Source organism: Rhizobium mesosinicum (genome assembly GCF_019511345.1).
Lineage (GTDB): Bacteria > Pseudomonadota > Alphaproteobacteria > Rhizobiales > Rhizobiaceae > Rhizobium > Rhizobium mesosinicum.
Genome location: NZ_JAEUAK010000009.1, coordinates 122,997 through 141,909 on the forward strand (window position 1 = coordinate 122,997; position 18,913 = coordinate 141,909).

General features: G+C 61.5%; 18 protein-coding genes. 12 read left to right on the top strand and 6 right to left on the bottom strand.

Annotation, left to right across the window (positions count from 1 at the left end):
* The first annotated feature begins 99 nt into the window (after window positions 1-99).
* From JNB85_RS22125 to JNB85_RS22145, 5 genes are read left to right on the top strand one after another with little or no spacing between them, the layout of a single operon-like run.
* Complete coding sequence (locus tag JNB85_RS22125; protein ID WP_220336441.1) at window positions 100-1,110, top strand: AAA family ATPase; 1,011 nt, start codon at window positions 100-102, stop codon at window positions 1,108-1,110.
* A 13-nt stretch (window positions 1,111-1,123) separates the two neighbouring features.
* Window positions 1,124-2,044: a DUF58 domain-containing protein gene (locus JNB85_RS22130; RefSeq protein ID WP_220336442.1), complete on the top strand. Its 921-nt coding sequence runs from the start codon at window positions 1,124-1,126 to the stop codon at window positions 2,042-2,044.
* Window positions 2,041-4,860, top strand: coding sequence for a DUF4159 domain-containing protein (locus JNB85_RS22135; RefSeq protein WP_220336443.1), 2,820 nt, complete (start codon window positions 2,041-2,043; stop codon window positions 4,858-4,860). Before JNB85_RS22130 ends, JNB85_RS22135 begins: the two co-directional genes overlap by 4 nt.
* Before the next feature lie 2 nt (window positions 4,861-4,862).
* A complete protein-coding gene (locus JNB85_RS22140; RefSeq protein WP_220336444.1) occupies window positions 4,863-6,935 on the top strand; it encodes a hypothetical protein in 2,073 nt (690 codons plus the stop codon).
* A 2-nt stretch (window positions 6,936-6,937) separates the two neighbouring features.
* Window positions 6,938-7,354 (top strand): GNAT family N-acetyltransferase, encoded by a 417-nt coding sequence (locus JNB85_RS22145; RefSeq protein ID WP_220336445.1) that lies wholly within the window; start codon window positions 6,938-6,940, stop codon window positions 7,352-7,354.
* Window positions 7,355-7,455: 101 nt separating this feature from the next.
* On the opposite strand, the gene JNB85_RS22150 is transcribed toward JNB85_RS22145, so the two are convergent.
* Complete coding sequence (locus JNB85_RS22150; RefSeq protein ID WP_338050343.1) at window positions 7,456-8,007, bottom strand: GNAT family N-acetyltransferase; 552 nt, start codon at window positions 8,005-8,007, stop codon at window positions 7,456-7,458.
* A 231-nt stretch (window positions 8,008-8,238) separates the two neighbouring features.
* On the opposite strand from JNB85_RS22150, the gene JNB85_RS22155 reads away from it, so the two are divergent.
* Window positions 8,239-9,228, top strand: a complete 990-nt coding sequence (locus JNB85_RS22155; protein ID WP_220336446.1) for a glutathione S-transferase family protein — start codon at window positions 8,239-8,241, stop codon at window positions 9,226-9,228.
* A gap of 3 nt (window positions 9,229-9,231) precedes the next feature.
* Here JNB85_RS22155 and JNB85_RS22160 read toward each other — a convergent pair whose 3' ends face one another.
* Window positions 9,232-9,711 carry an NUDIX domain-containing protein gene (locus JNB85_RS22160; RefSeq protein WP_220336447.1) on the bottom strand — a complete coding sequence of 160 codons (480 nt, stop codon included), beginning with the start codon at window positions 9,709-9,711 and terminating at the stop codon, window positions 9,232-9,234.
* Between the two features lie 68 nt (window positions 9,712-9,779).
* On the opposite strand from JNB85_RS22160, the gene JNB85_RS22165 reads away from it, so the two are divergent.
* The 4 genes from JNB85_RS22165 (at window position 9,780) to JNB85_RS22180 (ending at window position 12,983) form a co-directional block, all read left to right on the top strand.
* Window positions 9,780-10,688, top strand: a complete 909-nt coding sequence (locus JNB85_RS22165; RefSeq protein ID WP_220336448.1) for a metallophosphoesterase family protein — start codon at window positions 9,780-9,782, stop codon at window positions 10,686-10,688.
* 159 nt (window positions 10,689-10,847) lie between these two features.
* Window positions 10,848-11,408, top strand: coding sequence for a tetratricopeptide repeat protein (locus tag JNB85_RS22170; RefSeq protein WP_220336449.1), 561 nt, complete (start codon window positions 10,848-10,850; stop codon window positions 11,406-11,408).
* A gap of 220 nt (window positions 11,409-11,628) precedes the next feature.
* Window positions 11,629-12,141 (top strand): RNA polymerase sigma factor, encoded by a 513-nt coding sequence (locus tag JNB85_RS22175; RefSeq protein ID WP_220336450.1) that lies wholly within the window; start codon window positions 11,629-11,631, stop codon window positions 12,139-12,141.
* Window positions 12,142-12,146: 5 nt separating this feature from the next.
* On the top strand, window positions 12,147-12,983 hold the full coding sequence (locus JNB85_RS22180) for an anti-sigma factor family protein (RefSeq protein WP_220336451.1): 837 nt from the start codon (window positions 12,147-12,149) through the stop codon (window positions 12,981-12,983).
* 101 nt (window positions 12,984-13,084) lie between these two features.
* Here the strand turns inward: JNB85_RS22180 and leuA are convergent, their stop codons facing one another.
* From leuA to JNB85_RS22195, 4 genes are all read right to left on the bottom strand, one after another.
* Complete coding sequence (gene leuA / locus JNB85_RS22185) at window positions 13,085-14,809, bottom strand: 2-isopropylmalate synthase (protein ID WP_220336452.1); 1,725 nt, start codon at window positions 14,807-14,809, stop codon at window positions 13,085-13,087.
* Between the two features lie 157 nt (window positions 14,810-14,966).
* The gene (locus JNB85_RS30970; RefSeq protein WP_262928191.1) at window positions 14,967-15,092 is read right to left on the bottom strand and encodes a hypothetical protein; all 126 of its coding nucleotides are present in this window, start codon (window positions 15,090-15,092) and stop codon (window positions 14,967-14,969) included.
* 44 nt (window positions 15,093-15,136) lie between these two features.
* The gene (locus tag JNB85_RS22190) at window positions 15,137-16,351 is read right to left on the bottom strand and encodes a benzoate/H(+) symporter BenE family transporter (protein WP_220336453.1); all 1,215 of its coding nucleotides are present in this window, start codon (window positions 16,349-16,351) and stop codon (window positions 15,137-15,139) included.
* 160 nt (window positions 16,352-16,511) lie between these two features.
* The gene (locus tag JNB85_RS22195) at window positions 16,512-17,099 is read right to left on the bottom strand and encodes an ATP-dependent Clp protease proteolytic subunit (RefSeq protein ID WP_112543526.1); all 588 of its coding nucleotides are present in this window, start codon (window positions 17,097-17,099) and stop codon (window positions 16,512-16,514) included.
* A 157-nt stretch (window positions 17,100-17,256) separates the two neighbouring features.
* Between JNB85_RS22195 and JNB85_RS22200 the strand changes: the two genes are divergently transcribed.
* Window positions 17,257-17,967 carry a hypothetical protein gene (locus JNB85_RS22200; RefSeq protein WP_220336454.1) on the top strand — a complete coding sequence of 237 codons (711 nt, stop codon included), beginning with the start codon at window positions 17,257-17,259 and terminating at the stop codon, window positions 17,965-17,967.
* 114 nt (window positions 17,968-18,081) lie between these two features.
* Entirely contained in the window at window positions 18,082-18,843 is a 762-nt protein-coding gene (locus JNB85_RS22205) for a DUF2076 domain-containing protein (RefSeq protein WP_220336455.1), read from the top strand.
* Window positions 18,844-18,913 lie beyond the last annotated feature (70 nt).

An 18,913-nucleotide genomic window follows, 5' to 3' on the forward strand; every position in this document is an offset into this window, starting at 1 on the left:
TGTCAGCCCGCAACATCTTCATAACTGTATCGGGTATGAGGCACGCCTATTAAAGTCAGACGATTCGCAGCCGAATGATTTCAGCCGTTGGAGATGCCCGTGGGTATGATCAAGACCGAAGCCAGCCTCGATGAACAGGCGATTGTCGCCGCCGCAGAAAGAGCGCTATCCGATATCGCCGCCATCCGTACGGAAGTTTCCAAGGTCATCTTCGGTCAGGAAAGCGTAGTCGAAAACACGCTTCTCGCCGTCCTCTCCGGTGGTCACGCCCTCCTCGTCGGCGTTCCCGGCCTTGCCAAGACGAGGCTCGTGACGACGCTTGGCGAAGTCCTGGGACTTGCTGCAAACCGCATCCAATTCACCCCCGACCTGATGCCATCTGATATCCTTGGCTCTGAAGTGATGGACCAGGACGACAGTGGCCGCCGCTCCTTCCGCTTCGTCAAGGGGCCGGTCTTCGCCCAGCTTCTGATGGCTGACGAAATCAACCGCGCCTCGCCGCGCACCCAGTCGGCACTTCTGCAGGCGATGCAGGAATATCACATCACCATTGCCGGGCAGCGTTATGACCTGCCCTCGCCCTTCCACGTTCTGGCGACGCAGAACCCACTGGAGCAGGAAGGCACCTATCCTCTTCCCGAAGCCCAACTCGACCGCTTCCTGCTGCAGGTCGACGTTCACTATCCCGAGCTCGCCGCCGAGCGCCAGATCCTTCTGGAAACCACGGGTCTGACCGAAGCCAAGCCCGAACCGGTCATCGATGCCGCGCGTCTTGTAGAAATTCAGACGCTTGTCCGCCAGATGCCGGTTAGCGATACCGTCGTCGACGCTATTCTCTCGCTGGTTCGCTCCGCTCGTCCGGGCCAGGGCAATGCCTCCACCGACAAGCATGTCGCCTGGGGTCCCGGCCCGCGCGCCGGCCAGGCGATGATGCTCTGCGCCCGCGCCCGCGCGCTCTACGAAGGCCGTCTGGCACCTTCGCTCGATGATATCTACGCTCTGGCCGAACCCGTTCTCGAGCACCGCATGGCACTGACCTTCGCGGCCCGTGCCGAGGGAATGTCGGTGCGCGACGTCATTGCCGGATTGGTCAAGCAGGCAAAGGCATAAGGAAGCGCAGCGCGTGGCATCCATCGGACAGATCGTCGACCCGACGTCAGGCAATGATGCCCTTTCCCGCGCAAGGCAGCGGGCCGCCCTCGTGCCGGATTGCCTGGTTGAAGCCAAGCGCATTGCCAACACCGTGATTGCCGGCTGGCATGGCCGCCGCAAGCGCGGCATCGGCGAGAATTTTTGGCAATTCCGCCCTTATAGCGAAGGGGAAAGCCTGTCGCGCATCGACTGGCGCCGCTCCGCACGCGACGACCACACTTATGTGCGCGACCGTGAGTGGGAAGCTGCGCACACGATCTGGCTTTGGGCCGACATGTCGCCCTCGATGATGTACAAGTCGACCTATGGCAGCGTGTCCAAAGAAAGCCGGGCGCTGGTCATCATGCTGGCGCTTGCCGAGATTCTCGCCCGTTCCGGCGAGCGCATCGGCTGCCCCGGGGTGATGGAGCCAATCTCAGCCCGCAATGCTGCCGAGAGACTCGCAGCTGCCCTGATGCACACGCCGCTGACCGGCGGCCTGCCGGAAACCGTGATGGTGCGGGGCTGGAGCGATCTCATCCTCATCGGCGATTTTCTCGATGACGCGCCCGCTATCATGGCCCGCCTCGGTCCGCTCGCCCGCCGAGGCCTCCGCGGCCACGTGGTCGAGATCGCCGATCCCGCCGAGGAAATCTTTCCCTATAACGGCCGCACCGAATTCACCGATCCCGAGACCGGCGAAAGGCTGACATCAGGCCGGGCAGAAAGCCTGCGTGAGGCCTATCGCAACGCCTATCTGGCCCGACGCGAAAATCTTGGTCAGTCGCTGCGCCATCTCGGCTGGACCTTCGTTAGCCACCGCACCGATCACCTGGCATCCGAAGCGCTGGTCGCTGTCCACATGTATCTTTCCGGCATGCCGGCAAAGGCAACGCACGGAGGACAGCTTTGAGCGCGCTTCCCTTTGCCTTCGCCTATCCCGCGGTCCTTGGTGCGCTTATTGCCCTTCCCCTCATCTGGTGGCTGTTGCGGCTAACCCCGCCGCGCCCGCAAGCGGAAGTCTTCCCCCCACTGAAAATTCTCGCAACCGTGTTGAAGCGCGAGGAAACGCCGGCGCAAAGCCCCTGGTGGCTCACGCTGTTGCGCATGCTTCTGGCTGCCGCCATCATCTTTGCGATCGCCGATCCGGTCTTCAATCCGCGTACCAGCTCGCTTGCATCAGGCGGCCCGCTCGTCCTCTTCGTCGATAATAGCTGGGCTTCGGCACCCGACTGGGAGCGCCGTGTTCAGACGGCCGATGCACTGATCGACGACGCCGAATCCGCCGGTGCTGTCGTCTCTATCGCATTCACCGCCGATCCAACCAATGATGCGACACCCGGCACTGCTTCTGCCGCTCGCGAAAAGCTGCGTGCCGCCGAGCCGAAGCCGCTCGTGCCGGATCGCCAGCGAGCTTTCGAGGCTCTGCGCTCTGCTCTGAACGGCACGCATCCAGGCACTCTCGCCTTCCTCACCGATGGTGCGGCAAGCAGCGAAAACGACACTACCGTCCGTCAACTCTCCGATCTCCAGCCCGCCGAACTGCGCGTGATCGAAGGCGATTCTGCCCAGACGGTAGCAATCTCGGGCGCTACCAATGCGGCCGATGCAATGACGGTCAAGGTGACCCGGCTCAGCCCCGCTGGCGCGGCCTCCGTCCCGCTCAATGCACAGGACGCGCAGGGTCGCGTGATCGCTACCGGCAGGGCCGACTTCGCCCCCGGTCAGAGGGCCGTCAATGCCGGCATTTCCGCCCCCTTCGAGATGCGCAATGATTTTGCCCGCGTCAGCATCAATACCGGCGCCACCGCCGGCGCGGTACACCTGCTCGATGATGCCTTCAAGCGCCGTAGGGTCGTGCTTCTTTCGGGCGAAAGCGGCGATGAATTCCAGCCGCTGCTGTCCCCGCTCTACTACATCCAGCGGGCGCTCGAACCTTATGCGGATCTCGTGCGGCCGACCGATGCCGATCTCTCGGTCGCGATCCCGAAACTGCTCGCCAACAATCCCTCTGTTATCATCATGGCTGATATCGGCCGCCTTCCGGAGGATACCTACGCGCCCCTGCAGCGCTGGATATCGAATGGCGGTATGCTGCTGCGCTTTGCCGGCCCGCGTCTGGCCGCGGCACCTGCCGAAGATCCGCTGATCCCTGTCATACTGCGCCAGGGCGAACGCGCGCTTGGCGGCAGCCTGTCCTGGAGCGAGCCGCAAGCACTCGCCGAATTTCCTGGATTCAGCCCGTTTGCCGGCATACCGCGTCCGGCCGACGTGACCGTCAACCGCCAGGTGCTGGCAGAGCCGACACCCGATCTTGCCGAGCGCACATGGGCAAGCCTCGCCGATGGTACGCCGCTCGTGACCATGAACAAGATGAATGCCGGCCAGATCGTGCTCTTCCATGTGAGCGCCGAGGCGACCTGGTCGAACCTGCCGATCTCTGGCACTTTCGTCGAAATGCTGCGCCACCTCATCCAGATCTCGCGCTCCGGCGGGGTAACCTCGGAATCATCAGGCAGTGCGCGCGTTGCCGAAACCCTGCCGCCCTTCCGCATGCTGACCGCCAAGGGCATTCTGGTCACCGAAACCGGCAATGCCCGCCCGCTGATCCCGAACGCCAAGGCAGCACCCATTGCCAATTTCGACAACCCACCCGGCCTCTATGGCTCCGAAGACGGCTTCATGGCGCTGAACGTTCTGCCCGACAATGCCGAGCTGAAACCGCTCGACATTGATGGCATCAATGTCGTGCGCGCCGGCCTTGTCGGTGGCCAAAGCTGGTCGGCCAAGCCGCTGCTCTTCTTCATCGCCTTCCTGCTGCTTCTGGCCGATAGCCTGATCGTGCTCTTCATGAACGGTGCCTTCTCCCGCCTGCGCCCGCGCGCTCGAGCTGCGGCGACGATCGCCGCGGTACTTGCGGCCGGCCTGATGCTGCGGCCGGACCTCCTGCATGCCAACGACGGCCAGCCGGGCGACGACATCGTCATGCAGCGGCTGGATAATACCCATCTCGCCTATGTCGTGACCGGCGAGCAGGATGTGGACAATATTTCTGAAGAGGGGCTCAATGGCCTCACGAGGTTCCTGACCTACCGCACCACGCTGGAGCCGTCCCCACCCGTCGGCATTGACCTGAATAAGGACGAGCTATCCTTCTACCCGATCATCTACTGGCCTGTTTCGGCAACAGCGCCGATGCCGTCCAACGCTGCCATCAGCCGGATCGACGCCTATATGCGCAATGGCGGAACGGTGCTTTTCGATACGCGCGACCAGTTCGACTCTATCGAAGGCGGCAGCGACACGACCGCCAACGGTCAGCGCCTGCAGCAGATCCTCGCCAATCTGGATATTCCGCCGCTGGAACCCGTTCCGCACGATCACGTGCTGACCAAGTCCTTTTATCTGCTGTCCAGCTTCCCCGGCCGCTACGCAGGCAGCCCGCTCTGGATCGAAGCTCGGCAGGGCGCCCAGAATCAGAACAACGCCAACAGGCCGGCCGCTGCCGCAGACGGCGTCTCGCCGATCCTGATTACCGCCAATGATTTTGCCGGCGCGTGGGCCGTTGACGACAACGACACGCCGCTGCTGCCCACTGTGCCGCCGGATGAGACGCAGCGCGAATATGCCTTCCGCGCCGGCGTCAACATCATGATGTACATGCTGACCGGCAACTACAAGACAGACCAGGTTCACGTGCCCGACCTGCTCGAACGGCTGGGGCAGTGACAATGACGCTCGATTATTCGCCCTTCCTGCCCTGGCCCCTTTTGGCAGTACTGACCGGCGTCGTCCTCCTGATCGCCGTATTCGCGATCTGGCGCGGCATACGCGGCGCGTGGATCCGCACGCTTGCGGCGCTGGCGCTACTGGCGGCACTTGCCAATCCGGTACTGCTGCAGGAAGACCGCGACCAGCTTTCGACCATCGTCCCCGTTATCGTCGACCGCAGCCAAAGCCAGCAGACGGCCGACCGCATGACGATGACGGACGATGCGCTGGCGTCCTTGAAAACGCAGCTCGCCCGCTTTCCGCAAATCGAGCCGCGTTTCGTAGACGTGAACGAGGACCGCAATTCTGATGTGCCCTCCACCCGTCTCTTCGATGCCCTCACGGCTTCGATCGCCGATGTGCCGCCTTCGCGGATTGGCGGCGCGATCATGCTGACGGATGGCGAAGTACATGATGTGCCAGGCGTCAATCAGGCGCTCGGCTTCGACGCACCGATCCACGGCCTCATCACCGGCAAGCCGAACGAGTTCGACCGCCGCATCGAAGTCATCAAGGCGCCCCGCTTCGGTATCGTCAACGAGGAGCAGCAGCTCGTCCTGCGGGTCTTCGACGACGGCCCGAGCCCGGGCGGCGTGGCAAATGTGACGGTGCGCCTCAATGGCGACGAGATCGCCACCCTTCAGGCAACACCCGGCCAGGATACGCCCTTCTCCTTCAAGGTGGCCCGCGGTGGCCCGAATGTGCTGGAATTCTCCGTTGCCGGTATTCCCGGTGAGGTGACGGATGCCAATAACCGCGCCGTGCACATCATCGATGGCATCCGCCAGAACCTGCGCGTCCTCCTCGTCTCGGGCGAGCCGCATGCCGGCGAACGCGCCTGGCGTAACCTCCTGAAGTCCGACGCGTCGGTCGATCTCGTGCATTTCACCATCTTGCGCCCGCCGGAAAAGCAGGACGGCACGCCGATCAACGAGCTGTCGCTGATCGCCTTCCCGACGCGGGAGCTTTTCGTCGACAAGATCAAGGATTTCGATCTGATCATCTTCGACCGCTATCAGGATCGCGCCAATGTGCTGCCGATGCTCTATTACGATAACATCGCGCAATATGTGGAAAACGGCGGCGCATTGCTGATCGCCGCTGGTCCTGAACACGCAAGCCCGGAGTCGATCGCGATGACCCCGCTTGCTTCCGTCCTGCCGGCAGAGCCAACCGGACGTATGATCGAACAAGCCTTCTATCCCCGTCTTTCCGAACAGGGCCGCAAGCATCCTGTCACGCGCGGGCTTGACGGCTCCGGCGACGAGCCGCCGCATTGGGGCCGCTGGTTCCGCAGCGTCGATGTCGACCGGCCGCAGGGCCAGACCGTTATGGTTGGCGCCGACAACCATCCGCTGCTGGTTCTCAACCGCGCCGGCCAGGGACGTGTCGCCATGCTGCTTTCCGACCAGGGCTGGCTCTGGGCGCGTGGCTTCGAGGGCGGCGGCCCGCACGTTTCGCTCTATCGTCGCATCGCCCACTGGCTGATGAAGGAACCGGCGCTGGAAGAGGAGGCACTAACGGCCCGCACCTCCGGCCGCACGCTGGAAATCACCCGCCAGACGATCGGTGATGCCCCCGGAGATGCGGTCGTCCGTTACCCCTCGGGCAAGACCGAGAACCTGCCGCTGACGCAGACCGAGCCCGGCCTCTACAAGGCCGAAAAGCGCATGGACGAAATCGGCCTTTTCGAAATCCGCAATGGCGACCTGACGACACTCGCCCATGTCGGCGCCGTCGATGCCCCTGAATTCAAGGCGATGATCTCGACGACGGCGGCTCTGAAGCCGATCACCGACAAGAGCCGCGGTCTCGTCACACGCGTCGTCAACAATGCTGGCGCTGTCACGGTCCCGCCGATCCTTCCGGTGCGGGGACAGGTGCGTGTGGCCGACAATGATCGCATGGCGATCCGCATGACCAATGAGACCGTGCTGAAGGGCATCGATACCTTGCCGCTCTTTGCGGGCTTCGCAGGTGTCGGAATTCTGCTTCTGGCCTTTGGCGCCATGTGGTGGCGTGAGGGACGATAACGATGCCGGAATTCGAGCTCACCGCCGCCCCTTCACCGGAAGAGCTCGCTGTTATCACCGATGGCCTGACGGCTTTCAACACCGAGGATGTCGGCCCGTCCGAGCGGCAGGCGCTTGCCGTTCTGATCCGCGATACCGACGGCAAGGTTTCCGGCGGCCTGTCCGGCTACACTGCCTGGGGCTGGCTCTTCGTACAGTTGCTCTACATTCCCGATACGCTGCGCGGCAGCGGCATGGCCGGCAAGATCCTTGCAAAGGCGGAAGAAGAAGCCACCGCCCGCGGCTGCCGCGGCGCCTGGATCGATACGTTCAACCCGCATGCGCTCAGCGCCCACAAGCGTCAGGGCTACGAGGTCTTCGGCGAACTACCGGATTTCCCCGAAGGCAGGACGCGGACCTTCCTCAAGAAGATGCTCTGACGAGAGCAATTCCAGCAAAAGTGCGCAGCGGTTTTGCGTCGGGAATTACGTAAAACAAAGCGATAGAGCGTTTCCGGGATTCGAAGAAGAACGGAAATGCTCTATCGCCGCCAGGCGATCGTGCCTTTCAACCGCGCATGCGTGTCTTCGGCGATCGGGACGACGAGCACACGGCTCGGATCGACGGGACCGGGAAAAGTCAGCGCGCCATAGGCGACCTTCTCGAAGCCGAGCGGGCCGTAATACGGCGGATCGCCAACGAGAATGACGGCTTCCGAACCCTTGCGTTTGGCGGCCTCGACGGCGATACGCACCAGTTCCCGGCCAATGCCCCTGCTCTTGTGCGACGGCCGCACGGCAAGCGGTCCGAGCAGATGGCCTTTCACTGTCCCGGCCAAAACCGGCGTCATCCGCACCGAAGCGATCGTCTCGCCGTCATCTGCGCAGATGAAGGAGAGCGACAGGTCATGCGGTCCCTGCTCGCGAATACGGGCAGCAGCGCGCGTGTGCCGGCCGGGGCCGAATGCTTCTTCGTTGATGTGTTCGATTGCGGCGTCGTGAGACGCATCCTCAGTGAGGTAGACGAGATCGTGCTTGTACATGAGCATGGGAACAGAGACCGGATAGACGCAGATATATGGGTTCGCGAACACGCCTCAGGCGTTCGGGAGCATCAGCGTCGTCGCAGGCCTCTGAGAATAGACATCAAGCAGGATTCCAAAATTTGTGAAGAAGGCGGATAGCAGGAAAAATTTCTGTCGTCCATTGCAAAAATTCGGTCAAGAATTGGGTGGCCAAGACGCAGTGTTCAATCTTTGCCGACCTGCAAAATGCAGCGCGCTGCAATATCTATGCTGCAACAACCAATTTCAGAGGTAGAAAACATGGGCATGCTGGTGGACGGCGTCTGGCATGACGTCTGGTACGACACGAAGGAAACGAAGGGCCATTTCAAGCGTCAGCCCTCGCAGTTCCGCAACTGGATCACGGCCGATGGAGAGGCCGGTCCCAGCGGTAAGGGCGGCTTCAAGGCAGAAGCGGGTCGCTATCATCTCTATGTTTCGCTCGCCTGTCCGTGGGCGCATCGCACGCTGATCTTCCGCAAGCTGAAGAAGCTCGAAGACCTGATTTCCGTTTCCGTCGTTGATCCGCTGATGGTGGAAAATGGCTGGGAGTTCAAGGTCGGCAACGGCGCCACCGGCGACCACCTTTTCGGCTCCAAGGCGCTCTGGGAAATCTACGTGAAGGCCGATCCGCGCTATTCCGGCCGCGTCACTGTCCCTGTTCTCTGGGACAAGCAAACCGGCACGATCGTCAACAACGAGTCGGCCGAAATCATCCGCATGTTCAACAGCGCCTTCAATCACCTAACGGGCTCAACAGCGGACTATTACCCGGAAGACCTGCGGACTGACATCGATGCGCTGAACGACGTAGTCTATGACACTGTCAACAACGGCGTCTACAAATCAGGCTTTGCCACCACGCAAGCAGCTTACGAGGAGAACGTCGTCAAGCTCTTCGAAACGCTGGACAGGCTCGATGAGCGTCTCGGCAAGCGCCGTTACCTTTTCGGCGATCGCCAGACCGAAGCCGACTGGCGGCTCTTCACGACGCTCGTGCGTTTCGATCCTGTTTATGTCGGCCACTTCAAATGCAATATTCGCGGCGTCGAGGACTACCGCAATCTACCGGCCTATCTGCGTGACCTCTATCAGACACCCGGCATTGCCGACACAGTGAACCTGCGGCACATCAAGGAACACTATTACCGAAGCCACAAGACCATCAACCCGACCGGGATCGTGCCCGTTGGTCCGGCACTCGATCTCGACCGGCCGCATGGCCGTGACAAACTGGCAGCCGCAGCCTGAGCTTCACCAGTAATGCGCCGGCTCCGCCTCGCCGCGGAGCTCGGCAAGCCTTCTATGCGTTGCTTCGGTCGTCCCCGCCGGCAGATTGTCGATTTCGAAAAAGCCGCTCTCGGCAATTTCCCAGTCTGGCAGTCGCGGCGCTGTCTGTTCCACCGCAGCACGGTAGAAGACCACATGATCGCGCCGGGTGATACTCGTGTTGAAATAGACGTGAAAGAGCTGCGGCTTGCCCACGATCCTGAGGTTGCCTTCCTCCCGCAACTCCTTGACGAGCGCTTCTTCTGCCGTCTCGTTTCGCTCCAGCCCGCCGCCTGGCATATGCCATCCGCCTGTATAGCCGTGACGGACGAGAAAGAGGCGCCCCTGCTCGTCGAAACACGCTGCACGCACCCCCATCGTCATGCCGCGCGCGACGGAAAAATACACGTGCAGCAATCGCACCAACACTTTCATGTGAAGGGGCCATGTTTGTTTGTCTGCCATGGGCTCTTTCATATTCTCATCGCGCGGATGTGTTTGAATTGTAAATAAGCTGGTCTATGTGTCGTTGCATGTTCAAGCTCGCGCATATCTCCGACGTCCATCTCGGACCCCTGCCCCGCCTTTCCATTCACGAACTTTTCTCAAAACGTATTACGGGCTTTGTGAACTGGCACCGCAACCGGCGCAAGCATCTTTTCGGCAGCACGCTCGATCTCCTGCTGGAGGATATCCGCTCCCACAAGGCAGACCATCTGGCGGTGACCGGCGACCTCGTCAACCTCGCAAGTGGCATCGAGATCCGGAGCGCGGCAGCCTGGCTGCGCGAACTCGGCGATCCCGCTGCTACATCGGTCGTTCCTGGCAACCACGATGCCTATGTGCCGGGCGCCTATGAGAAATCGATGCGCGCCTGGTACGACTATGTGCGCGGCGATCTCGCTCCGCAGCAATGGGAAGAAGACCGGCACATATTCCCTTACCTTCGCATCCGCGACAAGGTCGCGATCGTCGGCTGCTCGACCGCCGTTGCAACTCCGCCCTTCGCGGCCTCCGGCTTTTTCGGCGCGCGCCAGGCGCGCGACACGGTCAACATGCTGCGCGCTGCCGGCGAGGCCGGTCTGTTCCGTGTCGTCATGATCCACCATCCGCCAATCCGCGGTGCGACCTCCTTCTACAAACGCATGATCGGCATCCGCCGTTTCGCAGCCGTCGTTTCCACCGGTGGAGCCGAGCTCGTGCTGCATGGCCATACCCATCTCAACACTCTCTACTGGCTGCGCGGACAGACAGGCCCGGTGCCGGTCGTCGGCATCGCCTCGGCCTCGCAAGGACCGGGCGGCATCAAGCCGCGCGCTGCCTACAATCTCTTCTCCATTTCCGGTTCTCCCGGCGCCTGGGAAGTCAAGGGCCAGCGCTTCAGCATAAACGATATGGGCGACGGCATGATGCCGGAAAGCACTGATATCTTCGGAGTTTGAGGGCGATTGCGGAATCAATTCCGGAAGCCGTTGAATCAAACCGTGAAGAGCGTTCGCCGGTGTCGCGACATAGGCAATAAAGGCCGCCGGGGCTCTTGGTATTTTTAAGCGTCGGCGTACAATTCAGCAACCGCAGCGTTTCAAAACGGAGTACGCCCGATGATCGCTTCTCTTCATCGCCTGTGCAAACTTTCGCTTGTTTCCGTCTTTGCTTTCGGCCTCGCTACGTCGGCTTTCGCGGTCGGCGGCGGGAACGATGACACCTCGCCGCCGCAGAAAACCCAAACGACCAAGACCTGCACCAAGGGCAAGGTATGGGACGCCAAGAAGAAGGAATGCGTCGATCCGAAGAAGCAGAGCTTCAACGATGACGATCTCTACAAGTTCGCCCGCGAATTCGCCTATGCCGGCCAGTATGAAAACGCCGTCACGGTGCTCAATCTCGCCAAAAACCAGAACGATCCGCGCATCCTGAACTATCTCGGTTATGCCAACCGCAAGGCCGGCCGCATGGAGCTCGGCATGTCCTACTACAAAAAGGCGCTGCAGCAGGACGAGAACTACATCCTCGCACGCTCCTACATGGGCATGGCGCTTGCCGAGCAGGGCGACATCCAGGGCGCTCGCGTCCAGCTCGTCGAGATTCGCGATCGCGGCGGCGAAAATACCTGGGCCTATCGCGCTCTGCTTCAGAGCCTGAACGGCTACAGGACATATTGAGGCAAGCTCCGCGGGCTATGGTGCGGAAATCCCTTGGGATGGGGATGGATGAATTGGACCGCGCGCTTGCGAAATACAGGCGACTTGCTCCATAAAGCCGCCTGCATAGCCAGGATGGATACGATGGCTTCGCACCCGCCGGGCAAAGCTCGTATGCAAAGCTGGCCATATATGAAGCCGGTATGAGTTTCGGCCGATGTGAACGCTTCTTGGAAAGACCATGCGCCAACCCGCCACCACCACCGATATCCGGCGTGATCTCGTCGGTCTCCTGCCCCGCCTTCGCCGCTTTGCCATCACGCTCGCGGGAGAGACGGCGGCGGCCGATGAGCTGGTCCAGGCGGTCTGTCTGCGTGCAATTTCCAAAGGGCATCAGTGGAATGGCGAAGGCCGGCTGGAAAGCTGGATCTATACACTGGCACGCCAGCAATGGGCGGACGACAGCCGCAAGCGCAAGCCGCGGCCGGCTGCGCGAGGCAATGTGACCGATATCCGTGACGCCATTCGCGATCGCGCAACCGTCGTCGATACCGACGCCCTGCACCGCATGCTTGCGGAAATGCCGGAGGGCGTGGCCAGCATCTTCGTGTTGATCGACGTGGAAGGCCACAGCTATCAGCAGGCAGCGGAAATCATGGGCATCGCAATTGGCGGCATTGCCGGTCAGCTTGCCACTGCACGACTCCATTTCGCCGCATTGTCCGGTCACAATCCGCCCGTCCACAGGTACTGACTGATTTGCTCGATTTCAAAAAACAGCCGCTCGAAGCCCAGCTTGCCGCCCTCCTCGACGGCGAAACCACACCGGAACAGAAGCTGGAGCTGGAAAGCCGGCTGGCGACGGATGAAAACGCTCGCAAACTCTACGACAAGCTCCGACACGGCGTTGATTTCGGCCGCCGCAAGTTGGACGACATGCTGAAGGAACCGGTTCCGCTGGCGCTTGTGCGCTCCATCAAGAGCACGCAGCCGCCGAAGACGCCGATCGCCCAGCGCAACGCGCGCGCGCAGTTGAAACTCGCGCCAAACGGACGCCAGGCGCTTGCAGCAGCCCTCATTCTCTTCGTCGTCGGCGGTGGCATCGGCTATTTCATCGGCAATGCGCCAGATACGGATGACGCCACACCGATTGCAGCCCCTCAGATCAATACCAATGACTGGCTAGGTGACGTCACCGCCTTCCAGCGGCTTCTCGTGCGCCAGCCGCGTCACCTCGTCGAAGTGCCAGCCTCACAGTCAGAGGAAATCTCCTCCTGGCTGACGACCGCGATCGGTGTGCCATTCCGCGTGCCGAACCTTTCGGCAGAATCCTGGACCTTTCAGGGCGCGCGTGTGATCCTTGGTGACAGCCGCCCTGTCGGCCAGCTCGTCTATTCCAATGCCGACGGCGATATCATCTCGATCTGTTTCCGCAAGGATGCGCAGCCACCGGAAACGGAAGACTTCAAGGAAACGATCCGCGACGAGATCGGCCTCGTAACCTGGCACAATGCCGGCACGTCCTATGTGCTGGCAGGCCCCTCCGCCGAAGCCACGCTGAGCCAACTCGCCATGGAAATCGCCGCCGCCATCTGAACCCGTTTGGTCGTGTGAAAGCAGGGGGCGATCTCGACGAGCTCGCCGATTGCATCATCAGGCCGCGTCGCCCTGCAGCGATCGCGGCCTGAGCAGAATAGTCAGGCCTTGCCGGCCTTCACGTCGAGCACTCGATTGGCAGCCGAGACGATCGCTTCGAGCGATGCGGCCACGATATTGGTGTTGATGCCGGCACCAAAGAGCTTGCCACCCGGATAGGACGTCTCGACGTAGGAGATAGCAGCGGCATTGGAACCGTGCTGCAGCGAATGCTCCGAATAGTCTTCGACCGACATGGCGATGCCGAGATAATGCGACAGCGCATTGATGAAGCCGTCGATCGGACCGTTGCCGCGGCCTTCGATGCGCTTGATCTCGCCGTTGTCGGTAATCTCGGCCGCGATGATCCGCTGTCCCTTGTGCTCGGTATCGGGGTAGGTGTGGTGATCGACGAACCGGAGACGCGCGCCCGGCTGGGTCACGTAACGCTCGATGAAACGATCATGGATACGCTTCGAGGGAAGTTCTTTGCCCTCTTCATCGGTAATGCGCTGGATGTCTTCGCGGAATTCCACCTGCAGATTGCGCGGCAGATTGAGCCCATAATCCTGCTGCAGGATATAGGCGATGCCGCCCTTGCCGGACTGCGAATTGATGCGGATGATCGCCTCGTAGGAACGGCCGACGTCGCGCGGGTCGATCGGCAGGTAGGGCACCTCCCAGACTGGATGGTTGGCAACCTGCGCTGCCTTCATGCCCTTGTTGATCGCATCCTGATGCGAGCCGGAGAAGGCTGTGTAGACCAGTTCGCCCACATAGGGGTGGCGTTCGGCGATCGCCATCTGGTTCGAATATTCGAACACTTCCTTGATGCGTTCGATGTTGGAGCAGTCGATTTCGGGATCGACACCCTGCGTGAACATGTTGAGCGCCATGGTGACGACATCGACATTGCCGGTGCGCTCGCCGTTGCCGAAGAGCGTGCCCTCGACGCGGTCGGCACCTGCCAGCAGGGCCAGCTCGGCAGCCGCGATACCGGTGCCGCGGTCGTTATGCGGATGCAGCGAGATGATCAGGTTCTCGCGGTTGTCGAGATTGCGGCACATCCACTCGATCTGGTCGGCATAGACGTTCGGCGTCGCCATTTCGACAGTCGACGGCAGGTTGATGATGAGCTTGTTGTCGGGCGTCGGCTTCATCACCTCGATGACGGCGTTACAGATTTCCAGCGCCACATCCAGCTCGGTGCCGGTAAAACTTTCCGGCGAATATTCGAAACGATAGCCGCCTCCGGCCTTGGCCGCCATGTCGCTGATCATCTTGGCGGCATCGACCGCAATCTGCTTGATGCCCTGCACATCCTTGGCGAAGACCACGCGGCGCTGCAATTCGCTCGTGGAATTGTAGAAGTGCACGATCGGCCTGTTGGCGCCTTCCAGCGCCTCGAAGGTGCGCGTGATCAGCTCAGGCCGGCACTGCACCAGCACCTGCAGCGAGACGTCGTCGGGCACATTGCCCTCTTCCACGCACCAGCGGGCGAAATCGAAGTCGGTCTGCGAGGCGGACGGGAAACCGATCTCGATTTCCTTGAAGCCCATATCCAAGAGCAGGTGGAACATGCGTGCCTTGCGGTCATGGCCCATCGGATCGACGAGCGCCTGGTTGCCGTCGCGCAGGTCGACGGAACACCAGACGGGCGCCTTGGTAATGGTCTTGGCCGGCCAGGTGCGGTCGGGAATGTTCACCTGCGGATAGGGCCGGTATTTGACGGCGGCGTCGGGCATGCCTTTGGCGCCTGCGGAGGATCGGCGGGTGGTCGTATCCATTGTCTTGTCTCCTCGTCCCGGCATTTGCCTCGCGTCTTAGCCGATCACATCAGGCTTGGCGACTGCAAATGCGGACCTTTGATCGGTCGTTTGGTCAATTTTGAATGTGAGTCGCGAGGAGCGATGGCCGGGCGGGCTTTCGGCCGCCGGGCGCTCCTCAAAGGACCCGGCAACCGCGCGTAAGGCCGAGGAGAAGAAGCGAGGTCAGGGCGCGCGTATTGTCACGCAGCGCCGTGCGGCCGCGTGCAATCGTGTCGGAAATCCGTGCGCTTGTGTTCTTCATGACCGCGCTTATAGCCTCCGCCGGAAAATCCGGCAACCCCTCGCCTATTTTTTCCTCGCCTGCACGATACGGGACAGCGCCAGCATCAGCCCGCCCGCGATCAGCCCCCAGAAGGCGCCCGATATGCCGCCGAAGGAAACGCCCGACGCAGTGACGAGGAAGGTGATTGCCGCCGCCTCACGCGATTCCGGCGCCTGGAAAGCCGCCATGGCTGAACTGGAGAAGGCGCCGACAAGTGCCAGGCCGGCCACGGCCTCGATCAGGATCGGCGGCGCCAGCGCGACAAAGGCGGTCACGGCTCCGGCAAGCAGGCCGAAGATGACATAGCCCACGCCTGAGATCAGCGCCGCCCAATACCGCCGCGAAGGATCGGCATGCGCGTCCTGCCCCGCGCACATCGCGGCCGTGATCGCCGCCAGGTTGACCGCATGGCCGCCAAAAGGCGCCGCCAGAAGCGAGAAGACGCCGGTCACCGCAAAGAGCAGCCCCGGCATCGGATCATAATGATTGACCTTCAGCACCGCAATGCCAGGAATATTCTGCGACGCCATGGTCACGATGAAGAGTGGCAGGGCAATCGATACGAAACCGGCAAGATTGAAGACCGGATGCACGATATCGATGACCGGCACCAGCGACTGCTCGACCGACGACAGAGCGCCCACGGGAATATCGACACCGAAGGCCAGCACCAGTGCGAAGGCCACGAGCGCCGCCGGTACCGCCCAAAGGCGCTTGAAGGCGCCGACCACGATCCAGGTCAGAATGATCGGCAGGCCGAGCAGCGGATTGAAAGCGACGGCCTTGACCGGCGCAAAACAAAGGCCGAGCAGCACGCCCGACAGCATTGCATTGGCAAGCGGCGCAGGAATAGCGGCAACCGCCCGTCCGAGCGGCTTGAACAGCCCGGCAACAACGATCAACACGCCGCAAAGAATGAACGCGCCGACCGCTGCATTGAAGCCACCGTCAATCGTTCCGATGCTCGCAAGGAGCGCAGCCCCAGGCGTCGACCATGCGATACTGACCGGCAGACGCGTGACGGCGCTGAGCATGACGGCGCAAAGCCCCATCGAGATCGACAACGCCATCAGCCCCGAAGCCGCCTGCGCATCCGTCGCACCCACCGCCTGAAGCCCATGCAACACGACGGCAAAGGAACTGGTGAACCCGACGAACGCCGTCAGAAGCCCCATGAACAGGCTCTGTACGGAGAAATCTTTGAGCATAACGCGACTCCGGCTGCGAAGATTGCGCATGGAGCAGCATAAGCGGATTGCACGCAAGCCGAATTGCCCCTCGAAATGTTCGCTTACGCGGCAATCCCACGAGATTGCATGACAGTATGCCGGCAGATATGGAAACGCCCCGCCTGCGGGCCGCAGACGGGGCGCCAATTCAAGACAGTATCAGCAGAAATCAGATTTCGCTCTGCGAGGTCACGACGCGAGCGACGAGACCATAGGCAACGGCGTCTTCAGCCGAGAGCCAGTAATCACGGTCGATATCCTTGGCGATCTTTTCTTCCGACTGGCCGGTTGCCTTCGAGAAGATCTTGATCAGGCGCTCGTTCATCTTGATGATCTCGCGTGCCTGAATCTCGATATCCGAAGCCATGCCGCGGGTGCCGCCGGACGGCTGGTGCAGCAGGAAACGGGTGTTCGGCAGGCAGATGCGGCGTTCCTTCGGAGCCGCGGCATAGATGAGCGCGCCGGCCGAGGCAACCCAGCCCGTACCGATCATCCAGACCTTCGGCTTGATGAACTTGATCATGTCGTGAATGGAATCGCCGGATTCGACGTGGCCGCCAGGCGAATTCACATAGATCCGGATGTCTTCGTCATTGGCAGCGGCGAGCGCCACGAGCTGGGTGCAGACCTTCTGCGCCAGTTCCTGCGTGATCGGCCCATAGATGAAGATCGAACGCGACTTGAAAAGGTTCGCCTCCGTTTCCTTGCCGAGCGGCAGTTCCTTCGTCTTGTCGTCCTGTTCTTCTTCGTCGTTCATTCGAACCTCTCTCGTCCAATGCGGTTCCTCGCACATAGTGCGACTCAATGCGTAAAACAATGCGGGAAAAAGAGGAAGGCCAGAACCGGTGAAGATATTCTTATGACAAACGGACGATATCATCGCATCATCTGAAAAGCCCCGGAGAAATTATAAAATGGCCTCCTCCTTTCTGCGTGCTGCCATCAGCAATAATGCATTCTGGTGCGATGCCGTCTGCAAGGCGCTGGGCTCGCCAGGTGAGTTCACGTCCACAATCTGGTTTCACCGCCGGGGCACGCCGCCCTTCTATCCGGATGTCGTAACGCTGATGGAGGCGGACGGCGAGCAGACGGAGGCGATAGCGACGCTGGTCAACAGCGAGGGACGCGTTTGGGCGATCAAGGATAGCTATGCGGCCCTCGATCTTGAGCCGCTCGGCTTCAGGCTGCTGTTCGAGGCCGAATGGATTGGAATGCGCACTCCAGTTTCAGTGCCATCCCCAATCTCGTGGCAGCGCATGGAAAGCGCTGCCGATCTTGCGCGATGGGAGATGGAATGGCGCAAGGCGAACGGCCCGGTAGCTCAGAGGATCTTCAGCGAACCCTTGCTCCACGATCCCGAAATCGCCTTTCTGCTCGCCTTCGAACACGGCAAGCCGATTGGGGGCGGCATTCTCAATCGCGCTGCCGGGGTGGTCGGCCTATCGAACCTGTTTGCCGAGGGCCGGCACGGCGAAACCATCCGTCGCGGGCTAATTGCGCAGGCGGCCGAACTCTATCCGCGAGAACCTCTTGCCGGTTACGAACACGGCGACGATCTCGACGAAGCGCTACGCGCGGGCTTCGAACTTCTGGGGCCGCTGCGCGTCTGGCTGAAGGAGGCCTGAGCTTACTGAAATGTAAGGTATCAAGGCTTTGAAATGCCCTAATCGCTTCTTAACTCAGCGTTAGCGGCCCATCCGCCGAATGTTGAAGCCGCAGAACTTTAGAGGAGACAGGACATGTCACCGGAAGAACGCCAATTGCTGACCGCCCTCTTCGATCGCGTCCGTACCGCCGCCGCCACGCCGCGCGATCCGGAAGCCGAAGCGCTGATATCGGAAGCGACCCGCACGCAGCCCTCCGCCACCTACTATCTGGCGCAGGCCGTCATCGTGCAGGAAAAGGGCCTGGAGGCAGCCGCCAACCACATCAAGGAGCTCGAAGAGCGCGTCCGTCAGCTTGAAGCCGGCGCCGGTGATCACCGCCAGGCTGAACAGGGCGGTTTCCTGAGCTCGATCTTCGGCAGCACCCAGACGCAGCAGCCGGCCCCCGCTCCCGGTCCATGGGGTGGCGCGCCGAGGGACAGCTACGAGCAGCCGCAGCGTGGCTATGACAATAGCCGCCAGACGCCGCAGCAGCCGACCGGCCCCTGGAGCCAGCAGGCCTATGCACCCTCCGCCGGCGGCAGTTTCCTGCGCGGTGCTCTCGGCACGGCAGCCGGCGTGGCCGGCGGCATGCTTCTGGCCAACTCCCTGTCAGGCATTTTCGGCAACCACATGTCGTCGCTCGGCTGGGGCTCGCCTTTTGGCGGCGCCAATCCCTTCGGCAATGCCAGTGCGCCCACCGAGGAAACCGTCATCAACAACTACTACGGCGACAACAGTCAGGCGGATGATTCCAGAGCTGATAACGATGACAACAACGACAACATCCAGCAGGCCGATTACGACGACAACGACGACTTCATGGATGATTCCGGCGACGACACGACGGATGTTTAAGGCTCGTGGCTAGGGTCGGGTGACAAGAGGTATTTAACCGCCACACCGTTGCCCGGCCCTTCGCCTTTCA